The following is a 19,435-nucleotide window of genomic DNA, read 5'->3' on the forward strand; positions in this document are numbered from 1 at the left end:
CTATTTCATTTCGGAATTTAAACTTAAAAATGCTATAATTAATCTTATGATAATTAAAGGAGTTTAAGTATGTACGATATAAATTTGTGGAGTCACGTATTTAAATTAGATCCAGCGAAATCTATATCAGATGAGGACTTAATGAAAATATGTGAATCTGGTACGGATGCTATTATAATTGGTGGTACTGATAATGTTACGGAAGATAATGTATTAAATTTAATGAGCAGAATTAGACGTTATCCACTACCATGTGCACTTGAAATTTCTAATATTGAAAGTGTTGTGCCTGGTTTTGATTTTTATTTTGTACCGAGTGTTTTAAATAGTAATAATGTTGACTACCATAATGGTCTGCTTCAAAAAGCTATTAAGGAATATGGCTATATGATGGATTTTGATGAAATTTTCTTAGAAGGCTATGTTGTTATGAATGAAGACAGTAAAGTAGCGCAATTGACAGGTGCGAATACAGATTTAGATGAAGAAGATTTAATCAGTTATGCAAGAATGGTAGATAAACTATATCATTTACCTATATTTTATTTAGAATACAGTGGTAAATATGGAAAAGTGGAAGAGGTTAAAGCTGTTAAAGAACATTTAGAAAACGCCCAACTTATTTATGGTGGCGGTATAGATAATTTAGAAAAAGCAAAAGAAATGGCAGAATATGCTGACATAATTGTAGTCGGTAATGCCATTTATGAAGATTTGAAAAAAGCTTTACAAACTGTAAAAGTAAAACAATAAAGGAAGGTTTTTATGAACGCATTGTTAGATAGAATGAATGACGAACAGAAACAAGCAGTCAAAACAACTCAAGGGCCATTACTTATTATGGCAGGTGCAGGTAGTGGTAAAACGAGAGTATTAACGCACAGAATTGCGTATTTATTAGATGAGAAAGATGTTTCTCCTTATAATGTTTTGGCGATTACATTTACTAATAAAGCAGCTAAAGAGATGAAAGAAAGAATTAGCCATTTAGTTGGTCCTGAAGCTGAAAGTATTTGGATATCTACATTCCATTCAATGTGTGTAAGAATCTTAAGAAGAGACATTGACCGTATTGGAATTGAAAGAAACTTTACAATTATAGATCCGACTGACCAAAAATCAGTTATTAAAGAAATATTAAAGAAACAAAATATAGATAGTAAAAAATATGACCCAAGAACATTTATTGGTGCAATTTCTAATTTAAAAAATGAATTAAAAACAGCTGAAGATGCTGAAAAAGAAGCAAGTGATTTTTATGCCAATATGGTCGCTAGTGTATACAAAGGATACCAAGATAAATTACTTAGAAATCATGCATTAGACTTTGATGATTTAATCATGATGACGATTCAATTATTTAATAGAGTGCCTGAAGTATTGGAATACTATCAAAATAAATTCCAATATATTCATGTCGACGAATATCAAGATACTAACAAAGCACAATATACGCTCGTTAATTTATTAGCAAGTAAATTTGAAAATATATGTGTCGTAGGTGACTCTGACCAATCTATTTATGGTTGGAGAGGTGCAGATATTAAAAATATTTTATCATTTGAAGAAGACTATCCAAATGCACAAACAATCTTCTTGGAGCGCAACTATAGATCAACAAAGACTATTTTAACTGCAGCAAATGAAGTAATTCGTAATAATGCTGAACGTAAACCTAAAGCATTATGGACGGATAATAACTCAGGTGAAAAGATAAAATATTATGAAGCAACAACTGAAAGAGATGAAGCAGAATATGTCATTCGTCAAATATTAAAGAAAAAACAAGATGGCTATAAAAACCAAGACATAGCTGTGTTATATCGAACAAATGCTCAATCACGTGTACTTGAAGAAACGTTTTTGAAATCTAATATTCCTTATACAATGGTTGGTGGAACAAAGTTCTATGATAGAAAAGAAATTAAAGATATTTTGAGTTATTTAAGATTAATTTCAAATAGCAATGATGATATCAGTTTTGAAAGAATCATTAACGTACCTAAAAGAGGTATTGGGCCGACATCTGTTCAAAAAATTGCTCAATATGCAGCGATGAATCAATTGAGTTACTTTGATGCTTTAGGAGAAGTTGATTTTATCGGTTTATCTAAAAAAGTTACTGAAGAAGGCGCAGCATTTTATGAGATGATGAACAACTTTATGCAGCAACAAGAATTCTTATCTGTAACTGAAATTGTAGAACAAATATTAGAAAAATCTGGTTATAGACGTATGTTAGAGAACGAACAAACGATTGAATCGCAAAGTAGACTTGAAAATATTGATGAGTTCTTATCTGTACCAAGAGACTATGAAAAAAACACACCAGTTGAAGAACAATCATTGATGAACTTCTTAACAGATTTATCACTCGTTGCAGATGTTGATGATGCAGATTTAGAAGCGGGTGTAACATTGATGACAATGCACTCAGCGAAAGGTCTAGAGTTCAAAGTTGTATTTATCATTGGTATGGAGGAAAGTATTTTCCCACACTTTAGAAGTCTTCAATCAGGTGAAGAACATGAAATGGAAGAAGAACGCCGAATTGCGTATGTGGCTATTACGAGAGCCGAAGAAGAGTTACATTTATCTCACGCGACAACTCGTACATTGTTTGGTAGATCTCAAGCGAACTTAAAATCAAGATTTTTAAAAGAAATTCCAGAAGATTTACTAGATGGCGTGAAACCAAAAACATCATTTAAGCAAAAACAAACTTCCACACCTAAACGTAGTTTTGCAGGTCGTATGAATACGAAGCAGAAACCAGAAACATCATGGAATGTTGGGGATAAAGTAACCCATAAATCATGGGGTGAAGGTATGGTAAGTGCTGTAAATGATAAAAATGGTTCTGTTGAATTAGATATCATTTTCAAAAAAGAAGGACCAAAACGTCTATTAGCACAATTTGCACCAATTGAGAAGAAAGGGGAGTAAACTATGGAAGATTTAAAATCAAGAGTTAAAGAACTTCATCAATTGTTACATCGTTATAACCATGAATATCATGTGTTAGATAATCCAACTGTTCCTGACAGTGAATATGATCAATTATTGCATGAGTTAATCTCTATAGAAGAAAAGCACCCTGAACTAAAAACGGACGATTCACCAACTGTTAGAGTTGGTGGACCACCGTTATCTCAATTTGAAAAAATTAATCATGACACACCTATGTTGTCATTAGGTAATGCTTTTAACGAAGAAGATTTAAGAAAATTTGATCAAAGAGTTAGAGAAAAAGTAGACAGTGTTCGATACACATGTGAATTAAAAATTGATGGTTTAGCTGTATCGTTAAAGTATGTAAACGGACGATTTGTTCAAGGATTAACGCGTGGAGACGGTACAACAGGTGAGAATATCACTGAAAATTTAAAAACGATACATGCCATTCCTTTAACAATTAAAGAACCTCTTTCTATTGAAGTTCGTGGTGAAGCATACATGCCTAGAAAATCTTTTGTTTCTTTAAATGAACAAAAAGAACAAAACGGGGAACAACTATTTGCAAATCCTAGAAATGCCGCTGCAGGTTCATTGAGACAGCTTGATTCAAAATTAACTGCTAAAAGGAAGCTCGATATTTTCTTATATAGTGTTAATGACTTAACTGAAATAGAAGCGGATAGTCAATCAGAGGCATTAAACAATTTAGATGAACTAGGATTTAAGACAAACAAAGAAAGAGAAACTTTTGATGATATAGAAGGCGTATTATCTTTTATAAGTAAGTGGACTGAACAACGCAATAATTTATCATATGATATAGATGGCATTGTTATTAAAGTTGATGATTTAAGTCAGCAAGAAGAACTTGGTTTTACTCAGAAATCACCAAGATGGGCAATTGCGTACAAGTTCCCAGCTGAAGAAGTCTTAACAACATTAACAGATATAGAATTAAGTATAGGTAGAACTGGTGTTGTGACACCAACTGCGATATTAGAGCCTGTTAAAGTGGCAGGAACTACTGTTTCTAGAGCATCATTACATAACGAAGACTTAATCCATGAGAAAGATATCCGTATAGGAGATAAAGTTGTCATCAAAAAAGCAGGTGACATTATACCTGAAGTCGTTAAAAGTATTGCTGAAGAAAGAAGCGATGATAGTGAAATTTATCATATGCCAACACACTGTCCAAGTTGTGAGCATGAATTGGTTAGAATAGAAGGTGAAGTTGCATTAAGATGTATTAACCCTAAATGTTCTGCACAATTAGTAGAAGGTATGATTCATTTTGTATCACGACAAGCAATGAATATTGACGGTTTAGGAGATAAAATAATCGAACAACTTTATCAAAACGATAAAATTAAAGATGTTGCGGATTTATATTATTTAACGAAAGATGATTTATTACCATTGGAAAGAATGGGTGAGAAGAAAGTTAATAATTTATTAACAGCAATCGAAGCTTCTAAAGCAAAATCACTAGAGCATTTATTATTTGGTTTAGGTGTAAGACATTTAGGTACAAAAGCAAGTCGTGTAATAGCTGAAAAATATGAAACAATTGATCGCTTATTCGAAGTAACGATAGAAGGTTTAACTGAAATACCAGATGTTGGTCATAAGATGGCTCAATCACTTGTTACTTATATGGAAAATGATGATATAAAAGTATTAATCGATAAACTTAAACAGAAAAATGTTAACATGACTTATACAGGTATTAAGCAATCTGAAATTGAAGGTCATCCAGATTTTACTGGAAAAACATTCGTATTAACTGGTAAAATGACAGAGATGACAAGACCTGAAGCAACAAAAGTAATCCAATCATTAGGTGCAAAGGTAACAGGAAGTGTCACTAAAAATACAGATGTTGTTATTGCTGGTGAAGATGCTGGATCCAAACTTGAAAAAGCTGAAAAATTAAATATAGAAGTTTGGTCAGAAGAAGATTGGTTAAACAAATATCGTAATATCAATGAATAGAGGTTAAAGATATGAAAAAAGGATTTCTTATTTTAGCGTCTGTAATATTGCTTACAGCATGTTCATCAGATACTACCCAAAAAGATAATCAAGATAAATCAGATAAAGAAAAAGAGCAAACAAAGCAAATTTCTACAGGTATGCAAATTTCCAGTGATTATTATCGAACATTACTACCATTTAAAGTAAGTGCTGCAAGAGGATTAACGCAAGATAATATGATTTCTAGTTATAACAGTGAAGCATTTGAAAGTGGATTGTTAGATATAAGTAAACAAACATTTTCACCTGATGATTACTTATACAGAGATGGCCAGTTCTTAGATAAAGATACTGTGAGAGCATATTTAGCACCTAAATATACAAAAGCAGAAATTAAAGATATGAGTGATGATGAAAAAGAACAAAATAATGCAAGAGAAAACTTAGGTTTGAATCCAACTCATAAAGGAGAAACAGATCCTGAAAAAATAGCTGAGAATTCACCTACATATTTATCACATATCATCGAACAAGATTACTTCACAGAAAGTGATGCTAAAAAACAAAAGATTTCTGGTATGACGATTGGCTTAGCCATGAATAGTGAATATGTTTACCAAAAAGAAGAATACGGCGAAACATATACTAAGAAACTTGATAACAAAGAAGTAGAGAAAAAAGGTAAAGAGATGGCTGAAGAAATCCTTTCACGTCTTCGTGTAAGAGATGACCTTAAAAATATTCCGATTAACTTTGGCATATTCATACAGTCGGGAGAAGGTGACATCAAACCAGGTAAATTTGTTTATTATGCCTCTAGTGAAGGCGGTAAGCGTAACGTTAAAAGTTGGGAAAAAATGAATCAAAAATATGTCACAATTCCATCAAGTGATGCATCAGATTTAGATGAAAATTTAAATTCTAATTTTGAACAGTTTAATCAAGACTTACAAAAATACTTCCCTAACTTCACACAATCAGTAGGAACAGGTAAATTTGATGACGATAAACTGACAGAACTAGAAATAAAAGTACCACTTGATTATTATGGAAAAGCAGAAGTAATTGGTGTGACTCAATACGTAGCAGACCTATCTCAAAAATACTTTAAAGGTATAGATGATTTAGAAATCTCTATCGTAGACGGAGAAGAACCACAAGCATTAATTACGAAGACTAAAGACGATGACGAACCACAAATTCATATTTATAAATAGTTAAAAAGTGAGTCTGGAACAGAAATGTTCTAGACTCTTTTTCGTATTTTTAGAAATATAGGTCTGAACATTGCAAGTGAAGTATGACAAGCAATGTTCAGCACCTTGTATTTATCAAGACTAATGAAACAAGATAAATAGGAGCTGTGTATTTATCAAGACTGGTGAAACAAGATAAATAGGAGCTGTGTATTTATCAAGACTGGTGAAACAAGATAAATAGGAGCTGTGTATTTATCAAGACTAGTGAAACAAGATAAATAGGAGCTGTGTATTTATCAAGACTAATGAAACAAGATAAATAGGAGCCCTCTATGTTGCAAGACACTCCAAACAAGCAACATAGAACTCACATATGTTGCAAGACTCCCCAAACAAGCCATATACCCCAAAAAAATTACAGCTATTTTTCCATATAAAAAAGACTGGCACATTTTATGTACCAGTCTCTTCCATATTAATCTTCATTTAAGATACGTTTCATACGATCTAAGTTATCAATAACTTCTTTGTCTGGCTTCTTAGTAAATGAACTTACAATAACTGTAACGACGATGTTTGTGAAGAATCCTGGGATAATTTCGTATAATTCGAAAATACCGCCATGACTTTTCATCATAATCCAGAATAGTACGACGATTGAAGACGTCACCATACCTGCGATTGCACCGTTTTTCGTTAAACCTTTCCAGTATAATGACATTAATACAAGTGGTCCAAATGCTGCACCGAATCCTGCCCAAGCATTACCTACAAGATTAAGTATAGTGTCATTTGGAGTCCAAGCAAGTAATATTGCCACAATTGCTACAGCTAATACTGCAAATCTACCTACCATAACAAATTCTTTATCTCTATCTGGTTCATAACCACGTTTTTTAGTTATGATTTTATAAAAGTCTTGTGTTAAAGCACTTGATGTAACAAGTAATTGAGATGAAATTGTACTCATAATAGCCGCTAAAATTGCTGCTAAGAAGAACCCGCCAACTAATGGATGGAATAACACTTGACTCATTAAGATGAAGATTGTTTCTGGGTTATCAATTGTTTGGCTTGTATCATGAATGTATGCAATACCAGTTAAACCAACTAAACATGCACCTAATAATGAAATAGCCATCCAACCAATACCGAATCTTCTTGCTGTTGGTAATTGTTTATGTGATTTAATAGACATAAATCTTACAATAATATGTGGTTGTCCAAAATAACCAAGTCCCCATGCAATTAATCCTATGATACTTACAACTGAAGTTCCTTTAAACCAATCTAAGTTAGTTGGTTTAACTTCTGCTACAGTGTGGAAAGTATCTAACCCGTTTAAAGTTAATAATGCCGCGATAGGTACCATAACCATCGCTATTAACATGATCACACCTTGGAAGAAGTCTGTTAGTGAAACAGCTAAATATCCTCCGAAGAATGTATATAATACAACGATACCACCAGTTAAAATAATACCAAGACGATAATCCATACCGAATGCACTTTCGAATAAAGTACCACCTGAAACCATACCAACTGAAGTATATAGCGTAAAGAATACGACAATGATAATACCTGAAATAATTTTTAAAGCATGTGTATTATCTGCAACACGTTTCTCGAAGAAATCTGGAATCGTAATCGCGTTTCCAGTATGTTCAGTATATACACGTAATTTCGGTGCTACTAAAATGTAATTTAACCATGCACCTACTGTTAAACCGATAGCAAGCCAAGTTGCCGATAATCCAATACTGTAAACTTCACCAGGAAGTCCCATAATCATCCAACCACTCATATCGGATGCACCAGCGGATAATGCTGTTACATAAGGACCTATACTACGGCCACCTAACATGTACTCATCTAAATTGCTTGTTGATTGTTTATAAGCATAGTAACCAATTGCTAATAGAACAAGAAAATAGACTATAATCATGAAATAAGTTTGCCAGCCTGAAGCAACTCCAGCACTCGCATCAATTTGTCCTAAAATAAACATAATCCCGCTCCTTTATTTTATGTATTTTAAAGTTGCACGTTGACCATTATACACAAATGAAATAATAATCAAAGGGTAAAAAGTAAATTATCCGTATATTCAGTTTATCATTTATATAGAATGGTGTCACAATTTGTTCATATTTTGTGTTTGATAATATTGCTCTATGCCTTGCGGTGTAAATGTTTACAAAGGATATGATTATGACTTATTTTGCTCATAAAATGACGATGTAAACTTTTTTAAAAATTTTTAGCTTTTTAAAATTTGTTCCATGTCATCAAACTTTTTTAGGTCATTTTCAACAGGTGGTTTCGTCATTAAGCTCACAATAACTGTTACAATAATACTTGAAATAAATCCAGGTATGATTTCATAAAATTCAAAAATACCACCATGATTTTTCATGAGTATCCAGAAAATAACGACTAATGAACCAGTCAAAATTCCTGCAATCGCGCCGTATTTAGTTAGACGTTTCCAATATAGTGATAATAATACTAAAGGTCCAAATGCTGCGCCAAATCCAGCCCAAGCATTACCAACTAAATTTAAAATTGTATCATTTGGATTCCACGCGATGTACATTGCAACGATTGATACAAGTAAAACAGATAAGCGTCCTACAAGAACGAATTCCTTTTCATGACTTTTATCTTGTAATGTTTTTCTGCGCAATAACATGTAGAAGTCTTGCGTTAATGCACTAGATGTTACAAGAAGCTGTGAAGAAATTGTACTCATAATCGCAGCTAAAATTGCTGCTAAGAAGAACCCTGCAATGAGTGGATGGAATAAAATTTGACTCATTACGATAAAGATTGTTTCTGGGTTTTTAACTTCTATATTAGTATGTTCAACAAAAGCTATACCAATTAACCCAGTCACACAAGCACCTAATAAAGAAATCGCCATCCATGAAATACCAATTCTACGTGCTCTAGGCATTAGTTTATGTGTTTTAATAGACATAAAACGTACTATAATATGTGGTTGACCGAAGTATCCTAATCCCCAAGCTAGTAAACTGATGATACCAACTGTAGTTGTTCCTTTGAACCAATCTAAATTCGTAGGTTTTAAATCACCAACTTCACTAAACGTGTCGAGACCATTTAACTTTAACAACGCAACGATAGGCACTAATACCAATGCTAAGATCATAATGACACCTTGGAAGAAGTCTGTTAATGATACAGCTAAATAACCGCCGAAAAGTGTATACAAAATAACAATACTAGCGGCTATAAATAAACCAACATGATAATCTAGTCCAAATGCACTATTAAATAGTACGCCACCAGCTACCATTCCAGAATGTGTGTATAACGTAAAGAATACAACGATAACTAACCCTGAAATGACTTTAACGATTCTTGTATTATCTGATAATCTTTTTTCAAAAAAGTCAGGTAAAGTAATAGCGTTATCAGTCAGTTCAGTATAAATTCTTAAACGCGATGCTACGAGTATGTAATTAAGCCAAGCACCAATTGTAAGGCCAATGGCAATCCAAGTTGCTGATAGACCGATACTATATACAGATCCTGGTAACCCCATAATCATCCAACCACTCATGTCTGAAGCACCTGCTGATAGGGCAGTAACAAGTGCACCTAAATCTCTGCCGCCTAACATATATTCATCAAGCGTACTTGTCGAACGTTTGTAAGCATAAAATCCAATTGCTAATAAAATGGCAAAATAAATAGCAATCATGACGTATGTTTCCCAAGAAGTTTCGACTTTAACATTCTTAAAAGTATTTCCAAGAATAAACATGAAAAACCACCTCTCACTCATTGACATAAAATTCAGAAAAAATTCTGATAATTTATTATACACAATGTATGCGCTTTCATGTAGTTAATTTTTAATAACTTTAGATTTTTATATGAAAATTTGTTAAAATTATATGATGTTAGATTAACTAAGGAGGCGTCGCACATGACGAAGGTAACATCTGAACAAGTTGAACATGTTGCTAATTTAGCTAGACTTGAAGTTTCACAAGACGAAGTCAATGAATTCACACAATCTTTAGAGAAGATCTTAAACTTTGCAGGACAATTAGATGAAGTTGATACTGAAAATGTTGAACCAACATTCCACGTATTAGACTTACAAAATGTTCTAAGAGAAGATAAGAGTGAATCAGGAATTCCTCAAGAACAAGCATTACTTAATGCGAAAGAAAAAGAAGCGGGGCAATTTAAAGTTCCAGCAATTATGAACGAGGAGGACTAAAGCATGACAATTCGTTATGAAACAATTGAACGTTTATCAGAAATGATTAAAAATAATGAAATTAAGCCATCTGAAATTGTTAGAGATATTTTTGATGCGATAGAAGCAGACGACGCAAATATTAAAGCATTCTTAGCTTTAGATAAAGAACAAGCAATTAAAAAAGCTGAAGAACAAGATAAATTACAAGCTGAAGGTAAAATGGAAGGTAAGCTATTTGGTATTCCAATGGGTATCAAAGACAATATTATTACTGAAGGTGTAGAAACTACATGTGCAAGTAAAATGTTAGAAGGCTTTATTCCTATATATGAATCAACAGTTATGAATAAATTAAATGCTGAAAATGGTATTTTAGTTGGTAAACTTAACATGGATGAATTTGCTATGGGTGGTTCAAATGAGAACTCTTATTTCAAGACAACTGTTAATCCATTTGACCATAAAGCCGTACCAGGTGGTTCATCAGGTGGTTCAGCAGCAGCTGTTGCAGCAAGCTTAGTACCATTTGCATTAGGTTCAGATACTGGTGGTTCAATCCGTCAACCAGCATCATACTGTGGTGTTGTTGGTATGAAACCTACATATGGCCGTGTATCACGTTTTGGTCTAGTAGCATTTGCTTCTTCATTAGATCAAATTGGACCTATTACACGTAGTGTTAAAGATAACGCATTAATTTTAGAAACGATTTCTGGACATGATTCACAAGATTCAACAAGTGCACCGATCGAAGATGTAGACTTTACGTCTGAAATTGGTAAAGATATTAAAGGCTTAAAAGTAGCTGTACCAGAAGAATTCATTGGCTCTGGTGTATCTGAAGAAGTTAAGAACTCAGTTAATGAAGCTGTTAAAACTTTAGAATCTTTAGGTGCTACAGTTGATCGCGTATCATTACCAAATACTAAGTATGGTGTAGCAAGTTACTATATTATTGCATCTTCTGAAGCATCAGCTAACTTAGCTAGATTTGATGGTATCCGTTATGGTTATCATTCAAAATCAGCAAATACACTAGAAGAACTATACAAAAAATCTCGTGGTGAAGGTTTTGGAGACGAAGTTAAACGTCGTATTATGCTTGGAACATTCGCATTAAGTTCAGGTTATTACGATGCTTACTACAAAAAAGCTCAAAAAGTTCGTACATTAATAAAACAAGACTTCGAAAAAGTATTTGAAGACTATGATGTTATCGTAGGACCAACTGCACCAACGACAGCATTCAATATTGGTGAACAAATTGATGATCCATTAACAATGTACGCTAATGATATTTTAACTATTCCAGTTAACTTAGCAGGTGTACCATCAATCTCTATTCCTTGTGGTAAATCAAATGGTCGTCCAATTGGTTTACAAATTGTTGGTAAACCATTCGATGAAAAAACGATATACAAAGTTGCTTATCAATATGAAACACAATATAACTTACATGATGACTATAAAACTTTACAAGGAGTGTGAAACTGAATGCATTTTGAAACAATTATCGGCTTAGAAGTTCACGTCGAATTAAAAACAGAATCAAAAATGTTTTCACCATCACCCGCTCATTTTGGTGCGGAACCTAATACAAATACAAACGTTATTGACTTAGCATACCCAGGCGTATTACCAGTTGTAAACAAGACAGCTGTTGATTGGGCTATGCGTGCAGCAATGGCATTAAATATGGATATTGCGAAAGAATCTAAATTTGATAGAAAAAACTATTTCTACCCAGATAATCCAAAAGCTTATCAAATTTCTCAATTCGATCAACCAATTGGTGAAAATGGTTGGATTGATATTGAAGTAGATGGAGAAACTAAACGTATTGGTATCACTCGTTTACACATGGAAGAAGATGCAGGGAAATTAACACATAAAGATGGGTATTCTTTAGTTGATTTAAACCGTCAAGGAACACCATTAATTGAAATCGTTTCTGAACCTGATATTCGATCTCCTAAAGAAGCGTATGCATACTTAGAAAAATTACGTGCAATTATTCAATATACAGGCGTATCAGATTGTAAAATGGAAGAAGGTTCATTACGTTGTGATGCCAACATTTCATTACGTCCATATGGTCAAGAAGAATTCGGTACAAAAGCAGAGCTTAAAAACTTAAACTCATTTAACTATGTCCGTAAAGGTCTTGAACATGAAGAAAAACGCCAAGCAGAAGTATTATTAGCTGGTGGAGAAATTTTACAAGAAACACGTCGTTTCAACGAATCAACAGGCGAAACAATTTTAATGCGTGTTAAAGAAGGTTCAGATGACTATCGTTACTTCCCAGAACCAGACTTAGTACCATTATATGTTGATGATGAGTGGAAAGAACGTGTACGTCAAACAATCCCAGATTTACCAGACGTACGTAAAGAACGTTATGTTAATGAATTAGGATTACCAGCTTATGATGCACATGTATTAACATTAACTAAAGAAATGTCAGATTTCTTTGAAGCAGCAATTGAACATGGTGCAGACGTTAAATTAACATCTAACTGGTTAATGGGTGGCGTTAATGAATACTTAAATAAAAATCAAATCGAATTACAAGATACTGCATTAACACCAGAAAACTTAGCAGGTATGATTAAACTTATTGAAGATGGCACAATGAGTAGTAAAATTGCTAAGAAAGTATTCCCTGAATTAGCTGAAAATGGTGGAGACGCACATCAAATTATGAAAGACAAAGGTCTTGTACAAATATCTGATGAAGCAACACTATTAGGATTTGTTACAGAAGCATTAGATAACAATCCACAATCAGTAGAAGACTTTAAAAATGGTAAAGGCAAAGCGATGGGCTTCTTAGTAGGTCAAATTATGAAAATTTCAAAAGGCCAAGCAAACCCACAAATCGTGAACCAATTACTAAAATCAGAATTAGAGAAAAGATAATAAATATAATGAAAATCTCGTCACAGAGTGAAGTACTCGTGACGAGATTTTTTTGTATAAGAAAGTGGCGTATCGTTAGGGACAGAATTCCGAGAAATGTCCGTAAGGGGTGCTGTTAGGGACAGAATTCCAAGAAATGTCCCCCAAATGAGCGCCTTCCTAATTACCAGAATTCGGAATAATGGAAGTTACACCACAGTTAATTCTTGATCTTATTAAATTGCAAATTCTATATCTAATTACTTGCATGGTTGGTGTGTTGAAGTACAATAGTATTAAATCTTAATGACGATGGAGGCGTAACTACATATGACGCAAATTAAAATAGCTAAAAATGAAAATGAAATTAATTTAGAGTTAGGTCAAGCTAATAGGCATGGTTTGATTGCTGGTGCTACTGGTACTGGTAAAACAATCACTTTAAAAGTATTGGCTGAACAATTTTCTAAAGCTGGTGTTCCGGTCTTTATGTCAGATGTTAAAGGGGATATCTCAAGTATTGCTGAGGCTGGCTCTATCAATGATAAGATTCAAGAACGTATTGATATGATGAAAATTGATGATTATGAAAATAATGCTTTCCCTGTAACATTATTTGATGTATTTCAAAAAACGGGTGTACCTGTTCGTACAACAATTACAGAAATGGGTCCGCTATTAATTGGTAAGTTATTAGATTTAAATAATACTCAATTAGGTGTGTTAGATATTGTATTTAAAGTTGCTGATGAAAGTGGTCTGCTTCTGATTGATATGAAAGATTTTAAAGCACTTTTAAAAGAAATTAATGAAAATAGAGCGGAGTATGCTGAGAAGTATGGAAATATTTCCTCTGCATCAATTGGTGCTATTCAACGTGCATTATTAAGATTAGAAACTGAAGGTGCTGAAACGTTCTTCGGAGAACCTGCATTACAATTAGAAGATTTTATTAAGTTTGACGATTCAGGCAGAGGTATGATCAATGTACTTGATGCATCTGTTTTATATCAAAAGCCTAAATTATATGCAACGTTCTTATTATGGTTATTATCTGAACTATTTGAGAGTCTTCCAGAAGTAGGAGATCCCGAAAAACCAAAAATTGTATTCTTCTTTGATGAAGCCCACCTTTTATTTAATGACAGCTCTAAAGAGTTAATTGAAAAAGTTGAACAAGTTGTACGTTTAATTCGTTCTAAAGGTGTAGGTATTTATTTCGTAACTCAAAATCCAATTGATATTCCAGAGTCAGTTCTCGGACAACTAGGAAATAGAGTACAACATGCACTTAGAAGTTATACACCTAAAGATCAAAAAGCGATTAAAAGCGCTGCACAAACTTTCCGTCAAAATGAAAGCTTTGACACTGCTCAAGTAATCGGAGAATTGAAAACTGGGGAAGCGTTGATTTCATTCTTAAATGATGAAGGGCAACCGAATGTTGTTGAACGTGCATTTATTCGTCCACCTGAAAGTAAAATTGGTGTAATCGATGAATCTGTTAAAAAAGATTTAATTGAAAATGCGTCATTAAATGAAACGTATAAAGAAACATTTGATCGTGAAAGTGCATATGAAATGTTACAAAATAAAATTGAAAAGCAACTTGAAGAAGAACAAAAAACTAAGGAATCACAGTCAACTAAGAAAGAAACAACATCTAAGAAGAAAGAAAAACCTTCACAATTCCAAAAAGAAACGTCTAAATTCTTATCAACAGTTGGAAGACAAATTGGTAGAGAAATCGTACGTAATATATTTGGAACGAAAAGACGCTAATTATTTTTTGCTTTCTTATATTTAGTATATGCTTTAATATAAAGATATAAGAATATACAAGAGGGATCATAATGAAGAAAAAAGCTAGAATCATTTACAACCCTACATCAGGAAGAGAGTTATTTAAAAGAGCATTACCTGATGTATTAATTAAGTTAGAACAGGCTGGTTATGAGACAAGTGCTCATGCTACAACAAGTGCTGGAGATGCGACACATGCTGCTAGGGAAGCTCTAAAATATGATTATGATGTTATCATTGCTGCTGGTGGAGACGGTACTTTAAATGAAGTTATCAATGGTATTGCAGAAGCAAAGAAACGACCTAAACTAGGGCTAATTCCTATGGGGACAGTTAACGATTTTGGTAGAGCACTTCTTATTCCAAACAATATAATGGAAGCTGTAGATACAATCATTAAAGGTGATCTTGTACCAGTAGATGTTGGTAAAATGAACAATCGCTATTTTATTAATATTGCTGGTGGTGGTAAAATAACAGAAGTTTCTTATGAAGCGCCAAGTAAATTGAAAACAATGGTTGGACCACTCGCTTATTACATTAAAGGCTTAGAGATGTTACCACAAATTAAAGCGACTGATATACGTATCGAATATGATGGTAATGTATTCCAAGGCGAAGCGATGATGTTCTTAATTGGCTTAACGAATTCAATAGGTGGCTTTGAAAAGCTAGTACCAGATGCTGATATTAATGATGGTAATTTTACTTTGCTTATATTAGAGAAAGTGAATATAGCTGAGCTTGGTCACATTATGACATTGGCTTCTAGAGGTGATCATATCAATCATCCGAAAGTTCATTACACTAAAGCTAAAACAATTAATGTCTCATCATTTGAGCAAATTCAATTAAATGTTGATGGTGAATTTGGTGGTGTATTACCTGCTAATTTCTTAAACTTAAAACAACATATACAAGTCTTTTCTAAACTTGAGAGGGTTAAGAGAGAGCACGGAATTGAAACAGTAGAAAGAGAACGAGAAAGACTACACGAAGAACAAACAGAAGAATAAATACATAGGGACATTATTTTGTCCCTTTTTTCTATGTTTATCGTGAAAGAGGGAGTTAATATGGCAGGAGTCGTAAATAAGAATGAAATATATACTGGAGAGGTTATCGATTTTACACATGAAGGGCATGGTGTAGTTAAATTCGATCGTTATCCAATTTTCGTACCAAATGCAATTAAAGATGAAACCATTTCATTTAAAGTTATCAAAGTGAAAAAACAATTTGCTATTGGTAAGTTAATCTCCATTGAAGAAGCATCAAAGGACAGAATTGAACCACCTTGTGAATATTATAAAGTTTGTGGTGGATGTCAACTTCAACATTTAAGCTACACAGCGCAATTAGAAATGAAAAAAGAACAAGTGATTAATCTATTCAAGAGAAAATCACATTTTGAAGATACAATTATTCACGATACAGTTGGAATGGAGAATCCTTGGCATTATCGTAATAAATCACAAATACCAGTCGGGAAAAATAAATCTGGTGAAATTGAACTAGGATTCTATAGACAAAGAAGTCACGATATCGTAAATATAGATCATTGTATGATTCAAGATGAAAAACATGATTTAATTATGAAGAAACTTAAACGACTTTTAGATGAAACAAACATCAGTATTTATAATGAACAAAAGCACAAAGGTGAATTAAGACATATCATCTTGAAAACTGGTTATTATACTGGAGAAACAATGGTTATATTCGTAACGAATAGTAAACAACTTAGCCATAAAAATAAAATAATTGATTTTATTCAAACTGAATTTGAAAATGTGGTCAGCATTAAACATAATATTAATCTAGAAAAATCAAATGTTATTATGGGACATACGTCATATACTTTATACGGGAAAGATACCATTACAGATAAACTTTCTGAATATGAATTTAAAATATCCGACACTTCTTTCTATCAAATCAACCCAACACAAACAGAAAAACTTTATCATAAAGCGCTAGAATATGCACAATTAGATGGAGAAGAAACTGTCATTGATGCATATTGTGGTATTGGGACAATCGGTTCATACATGTCACAAAAAGCGAAACACGTTTATGGTGTGGAAGTCGTCGAACAAGCAATAGAAAACGCAAAAGAAAATGCGCAAATCAACCATATAGATAATGCGACATGGGAAGCAGGAAAAGCAGAAGAAATCATCTTAAAATGGCAACAAGAAGGTATTAAGCCAGAAGTTGTAATGGTCGATCCACCAAGAAAAGGATGCGATCAAACATTTATAGAAACTTTAATCGAATTATCACCAAAAAGAATCGTATATATTTCATGTAACCCAGCAACACAAGTTAGAGATTTAGAATTGTTGAAAAATAGCGGTTATCAACTAAAAGAAATCACACCAGTAGATATGTTTCCACATACAACACACGTCGAAACAGTTGCTTTAATCGAAAAAATAACTGAATAAAATTAACTAAAAACCTAAGCCAACGTATAAGTTGGCTTGGGTTTTTGAGCGTTATGGTTGTGTGAAAGTGTTTGCAACTGTATAAATAATGTAAGGAGGGTTGTTTATGAAGCGACTAATGATCAGTGCGATTTCGGCTAGTTTTATTTTATCTGCTTGTAGTAATGATTCGAAAGAAGAAACTGAAGATAAAGGTAAGCAAACTCAGAATGAAATGGAACATGAACAGAGTCAGTCAGATGACAACCAAGAACGTAAAGAAACTAAAGGGATTGAAACGGTAGCTCAAGGTTTAGATACACCTTGGAGTATTGCGAGATTAGATGATGTGTTTTATTTATCAGAACGCCCTGGTAAAATTATTAAAATTGATGGCAATAAAAAGACTGAGCAACAAGTGGATTTAGATAAAGAAGTTTCTACTGCTGCTGAAGCGGGTTTATTAGGATTTGTGCTTGCGCCTGATTTTAAAGATTCTAAAGAAGCATATGCTTATTACACATATGAAGATAATGGTCAGTTTAATCGTATCGTAAAATTAAAATTAGAAAATGATACGTGGAAAGAGGATGAGGTATTAATTGATAAAATACCAAGTGGCCAATATCATCATGGTGGTCGGTTGAAAATTGGACCGGATGATAAATTATATGCGACTACTGGAGATGCTTCAGACGAACAAAATGCACAAGATAAAGATACTTTAGGTGGTAAAATTTTAAGAATTAATCTTGATGGTAGTAAACCTAAAGATAATCCGATTTCTAATTCATATGTTTATAGTTACGGTCATAGAAATCCACAAGGAATTGTATGGACACCTGATGGACAGATGTATGCGAGTGAACATGGTAATCAAGCTAATGATGAAATAAATGAGATTAAAGAAGGTCAAAATTACGGTTGGCCAGTGATTGAAGGTAATGAAGAAAATGATAATATGGAAACACCGATATTTACTTCAGGATCAGATGATACTTGGGCACCTTCAGGCATAGCATTTAAAGATGGTATCATTTATTCAGCTGCGTTGCGTGGAGAAGGTATTATGAAATTTGATGTAGAAAAAGATGAAATGAAAAAAGTGGCGACTAAATATGGAAGAATTAGAGATGTTTACAACGTAAATGATGATTTATATTTTGTAAGCAACAATACAGATGGTAGAGGTAATCCTTCCCAAAATGATGATAAGATGTATAAAGTTTCGCTAAGTCAATTAAATTCATAACTCAAACCTGAGCATAAAATCATTAGTATAAATTGAATTTATATTTTATAATCATTATGTAAAGGTTATTAAGAAATGGTTTCTCGGGGGTATTGGATGCTTAAAATTGACTTAGTTAACAATATATCTGTATTAAAGAGGTTAGCACTTTTACAATTTGTTTTATTTCTTTCATTAATATTAATTAGCTTTAAGTTAATTGCGAATATCATATATATTTATGAAGAGGGCTTTGTAAGAAATATCATAGTTGGGTTAGTTGGTTTAATTATATTAGTGTTTATCCATGAGTTAATACACGGTATTTGCTTTAAAATATTTAATCCAAAGGGAAAAGTTAAATATGGATATATGAAAGGCATGTTTTATGCAACGATGCCACATGCTATTTTTACAAGAAAACAATTTTATATCATATTATTAGCACCATTTGTATTAATTAGTATGGGATTATTAATTGTATTATTATGGCTTCAAGTCACTTCTATTATTTATGTATTTGCTTTTCATGGTGCTGCATGTATCGGTGATTTTTACATGGCACAAGTGATTTATAGTAATAAACAGATGAATTATGTAGAAGATACAGAAGTCGGCATTAATTTATTTACGGATAATAAAGATGTTCAATCAACAAGTTAAAAAGATTTTTGATATAATATATAGGAATTTGGGCAAC

14 protein-coding genes are annotated in these 19,435 nt (G+C 32.9%); 12 read left to right on the forward strand and 2 right to left on the reverse strand.

What is annotated here, in order from left to right; genetic code table 11:
• The first annotated feature begins 69 nt into the window (after positions 1 to 69).
• From pcrB to CD035_RS01425, 4 genes are read left to right on the forward strand one after another with little or no spacing between them, the layout of a single operon-like run.
• Positions 70 to 753, forward strand: a complete 684-nt coding sequence (gene pcrB / locus CD035_RS01410) for a heptaprenylglyceryl phosphate synthase (RefSeq protein ID WP_048540657.1) — start codon at positions 70 to 72, stop codon at positions 751 to 753.
• Positions 754 to 765: 12 nt separating this feature from the next.
• Positions 766 to 2,946, forward strand: a complete 2,181-nt coding sequence (gene pcrA, locus CD035_RS01415) for a DNA helicase PcrA (protein ID WP_048540658.1) — start codon at positions 766 to 768, stop codon at positions 2,944 to 2,946.
• Positions 2,947 to 2,949: 3 nt separating this feature from the next.
• Positions 2,950 to 4,953 carry an NAD-dependent DNA ligase LigA gene (gene ligA / locus CD035_RS01420; RefSeq protein ID WP_048540659.1) on the forward strand — a complete coding sequence of 668 codons (2,004 nt, stop codon included), beginning with the start codon at positions 2,950 to 2,952 and terminating at the stop codon, positions 4,951 to 4,953.
• Between the two features lie 11 nt (positions 4,954 to 4,964).
• A complete protein-coding gene (locus CD035_RS01425; protein ID WP_048540660.1) occupies positions 4,965 to 6,152 on the forward strand; it encodes a CamS family sex pheromone protein in 1,188 nt (395 codons plus the stop codon).
• A gap of 457 nt (positions 6,153 to 6,609) precedes the next feature.
• Here CD035_RS01425 and putP (CD035_RS01430) read toward each other — a convergent pair whose 3' ends face one another.
• Together putP (CD035_RS01430) and putP (CD035_RS01435) are read right to left on the reverse strand one after the other, a co-directional pair.
• Positions 6,610 to 8,142 carry a sodium/proline symporter PutP gene (putP, locus tag CD035_RS01430; RefSeq protein WP_048540661.1) on the reverse strand — a complete coding sequence of 511 codons (1,533 nt, stop codon included), beginning with the start codon at positions 8,140 to 8,142 and terminating at the stop codon, positions 6,610 to 6,612.
• Positions 8,143 to 8,394: 252 nt separating this feature from the next.
• Positions 8,395 to 9,924, reverse strand: a complete 1,530-nt coding sequence (gene putP, locus CD035_RS01435) for a sodium/proline symporter PutP (protein WP_048540662.1) — start codon at positions 9,922 to 9,924, stop codon at positions 8,395 to 8,397.
• 165 nt (positions 9,925 to 10,089) lie between these two features.
• Between putP (CD035_RS01435) and gatC the strand changes: the two genes are divergently transcribed.
• The 8 genes from gatC to CD035_RS01475 all read left to right on the forward strand — a co-directional run bounded on the left by gatC (position 10,090) and on the right by CD035_RS01475 (position 19,398).
• Positions 10,090 to 10,389, forward strand: coding sequence for an Asp-tRNA(Asn)/Glu-tRNA(Gln) amidotransferase subunit GatC (gene gatC, locus CD035_RS01440; protein ID WP_025905135.1), 300 nt, complete (start codon positions 10,090 to 10,092; stop codon positions 10,387 to 10,389).
• Between the two features lie 3 nt (positions 10,390 to 10,392).
• Positions 10,393 to 11,859: an Asp-tRNA(Asn)/Glu-tRNA(Gln) amidotransferase subunit GatA gene (gene gatA, locus CD035_RS01445; RefSeq protein ID WP_048540663.1), complete on the forward strand. Its 1,467-nt coding sequence runs from the start codon at positions 10,393 to 10,395 to the stop codon at positions 11,857 to 11,859.
• 6 nt (positions 11,860 to 11,865) lie between these two features.
• Positions 11,866 to 13,293 carry an Asp-tRNA(Asn)/Glu-tRNA(Gln) amidotransferase subunit GatB gene (gene gatB / locus CD035_RS01450; protein ID WP_037590579.1) on the forward strand — a complete coding sequence of 476 codons (1,428 nt, stop codon included), beginning with the start codon at positions 11,866 to 11,868 and terminating at the stop codon, positions 13,291 to 13,293.
• Positions 13,294 to 13,602: 309 nt separating this feature from the next.
• Positions 13,603 to 15,054 (forward strand): helicase HerA-like domain-containing protein, encoded by a 1,452-nt coding sequence (locus CD035_RS01455; RefSeq protein WP_048540664.1) that lies wholly within the window; start codon positions 13,603 to 13,605, stop codon positions 15,052 to 15,054.
• A gap of 71 nt (positions 15,055 to 15,125) precedes the next feature.
• Positions 15,126 to 16,091 carry a diacylglycerol kinase gene (locus CD035_RS01460; protein ID WP_025905139.1) on the forward strand — a complete coding sequence of 322 codons (966 nt, stop codon included), beginning with the start codon at positions 15,126 to 15,128 and terminating at the stop codon, positions 16,089 to 16,091.
• A gap of 60 nt (positions 16,092 to 16,151) precedes the next feature.
• Positions 16,152 to 17,525: a 23S rRNA (uracil(1939)-C(5))-methyltransferase RlmD gene (gene rlmD / locus CD035_RS01465; protein WP_048540665.1), complete on the forward strand. Its 1,374-nt coding sequence runs from the start codon at positions 16,152 to 16,154 to the stop codon at positions 17,523 to 17,525.
• Between the two features lie 106 nt (positions 17,526 to 17,631).
• Positions 17,632 to 18,756 carry a PQQ-dependent sugar dehydrogenase gene (locus CD035_RS01470; RefSeq protein ID WP_048540666.1) on the forward strand — a complete coding sequence of 375 codons (1,125 nt, stop codon included), beginning with the start codon at positions 17,632 to 17,634 and terminating at the stop codon, positions 18,754 to 18,756.
• A 96-nt stretch (positions 18,757 to 18,852) separates the two neighbouring features.
• A complete protein-coding gene (locus CD035_RS01475) occupies positions 18,853 to 19,398 on the forward strand; it encodes a DUF3267 domain-containing protein (RefSeq protein ID WP_048540667.1) in 546 nt (181 codons plus the stop codon).
• The last annotated feature ends 37 nt before the right edge of the window (positions 19,399 to 19,435 follow it).

Origin of the sequence: Mammaliicoccus sciuri (assembly GCF_002901825.1) — a bacterium.
Lineage (GTDB): Bacteria > Bacillota > Bacilli > Staphylococcales > Staphylococcaceae > Mammaliicoccus > Mammaliicoccus sciuri.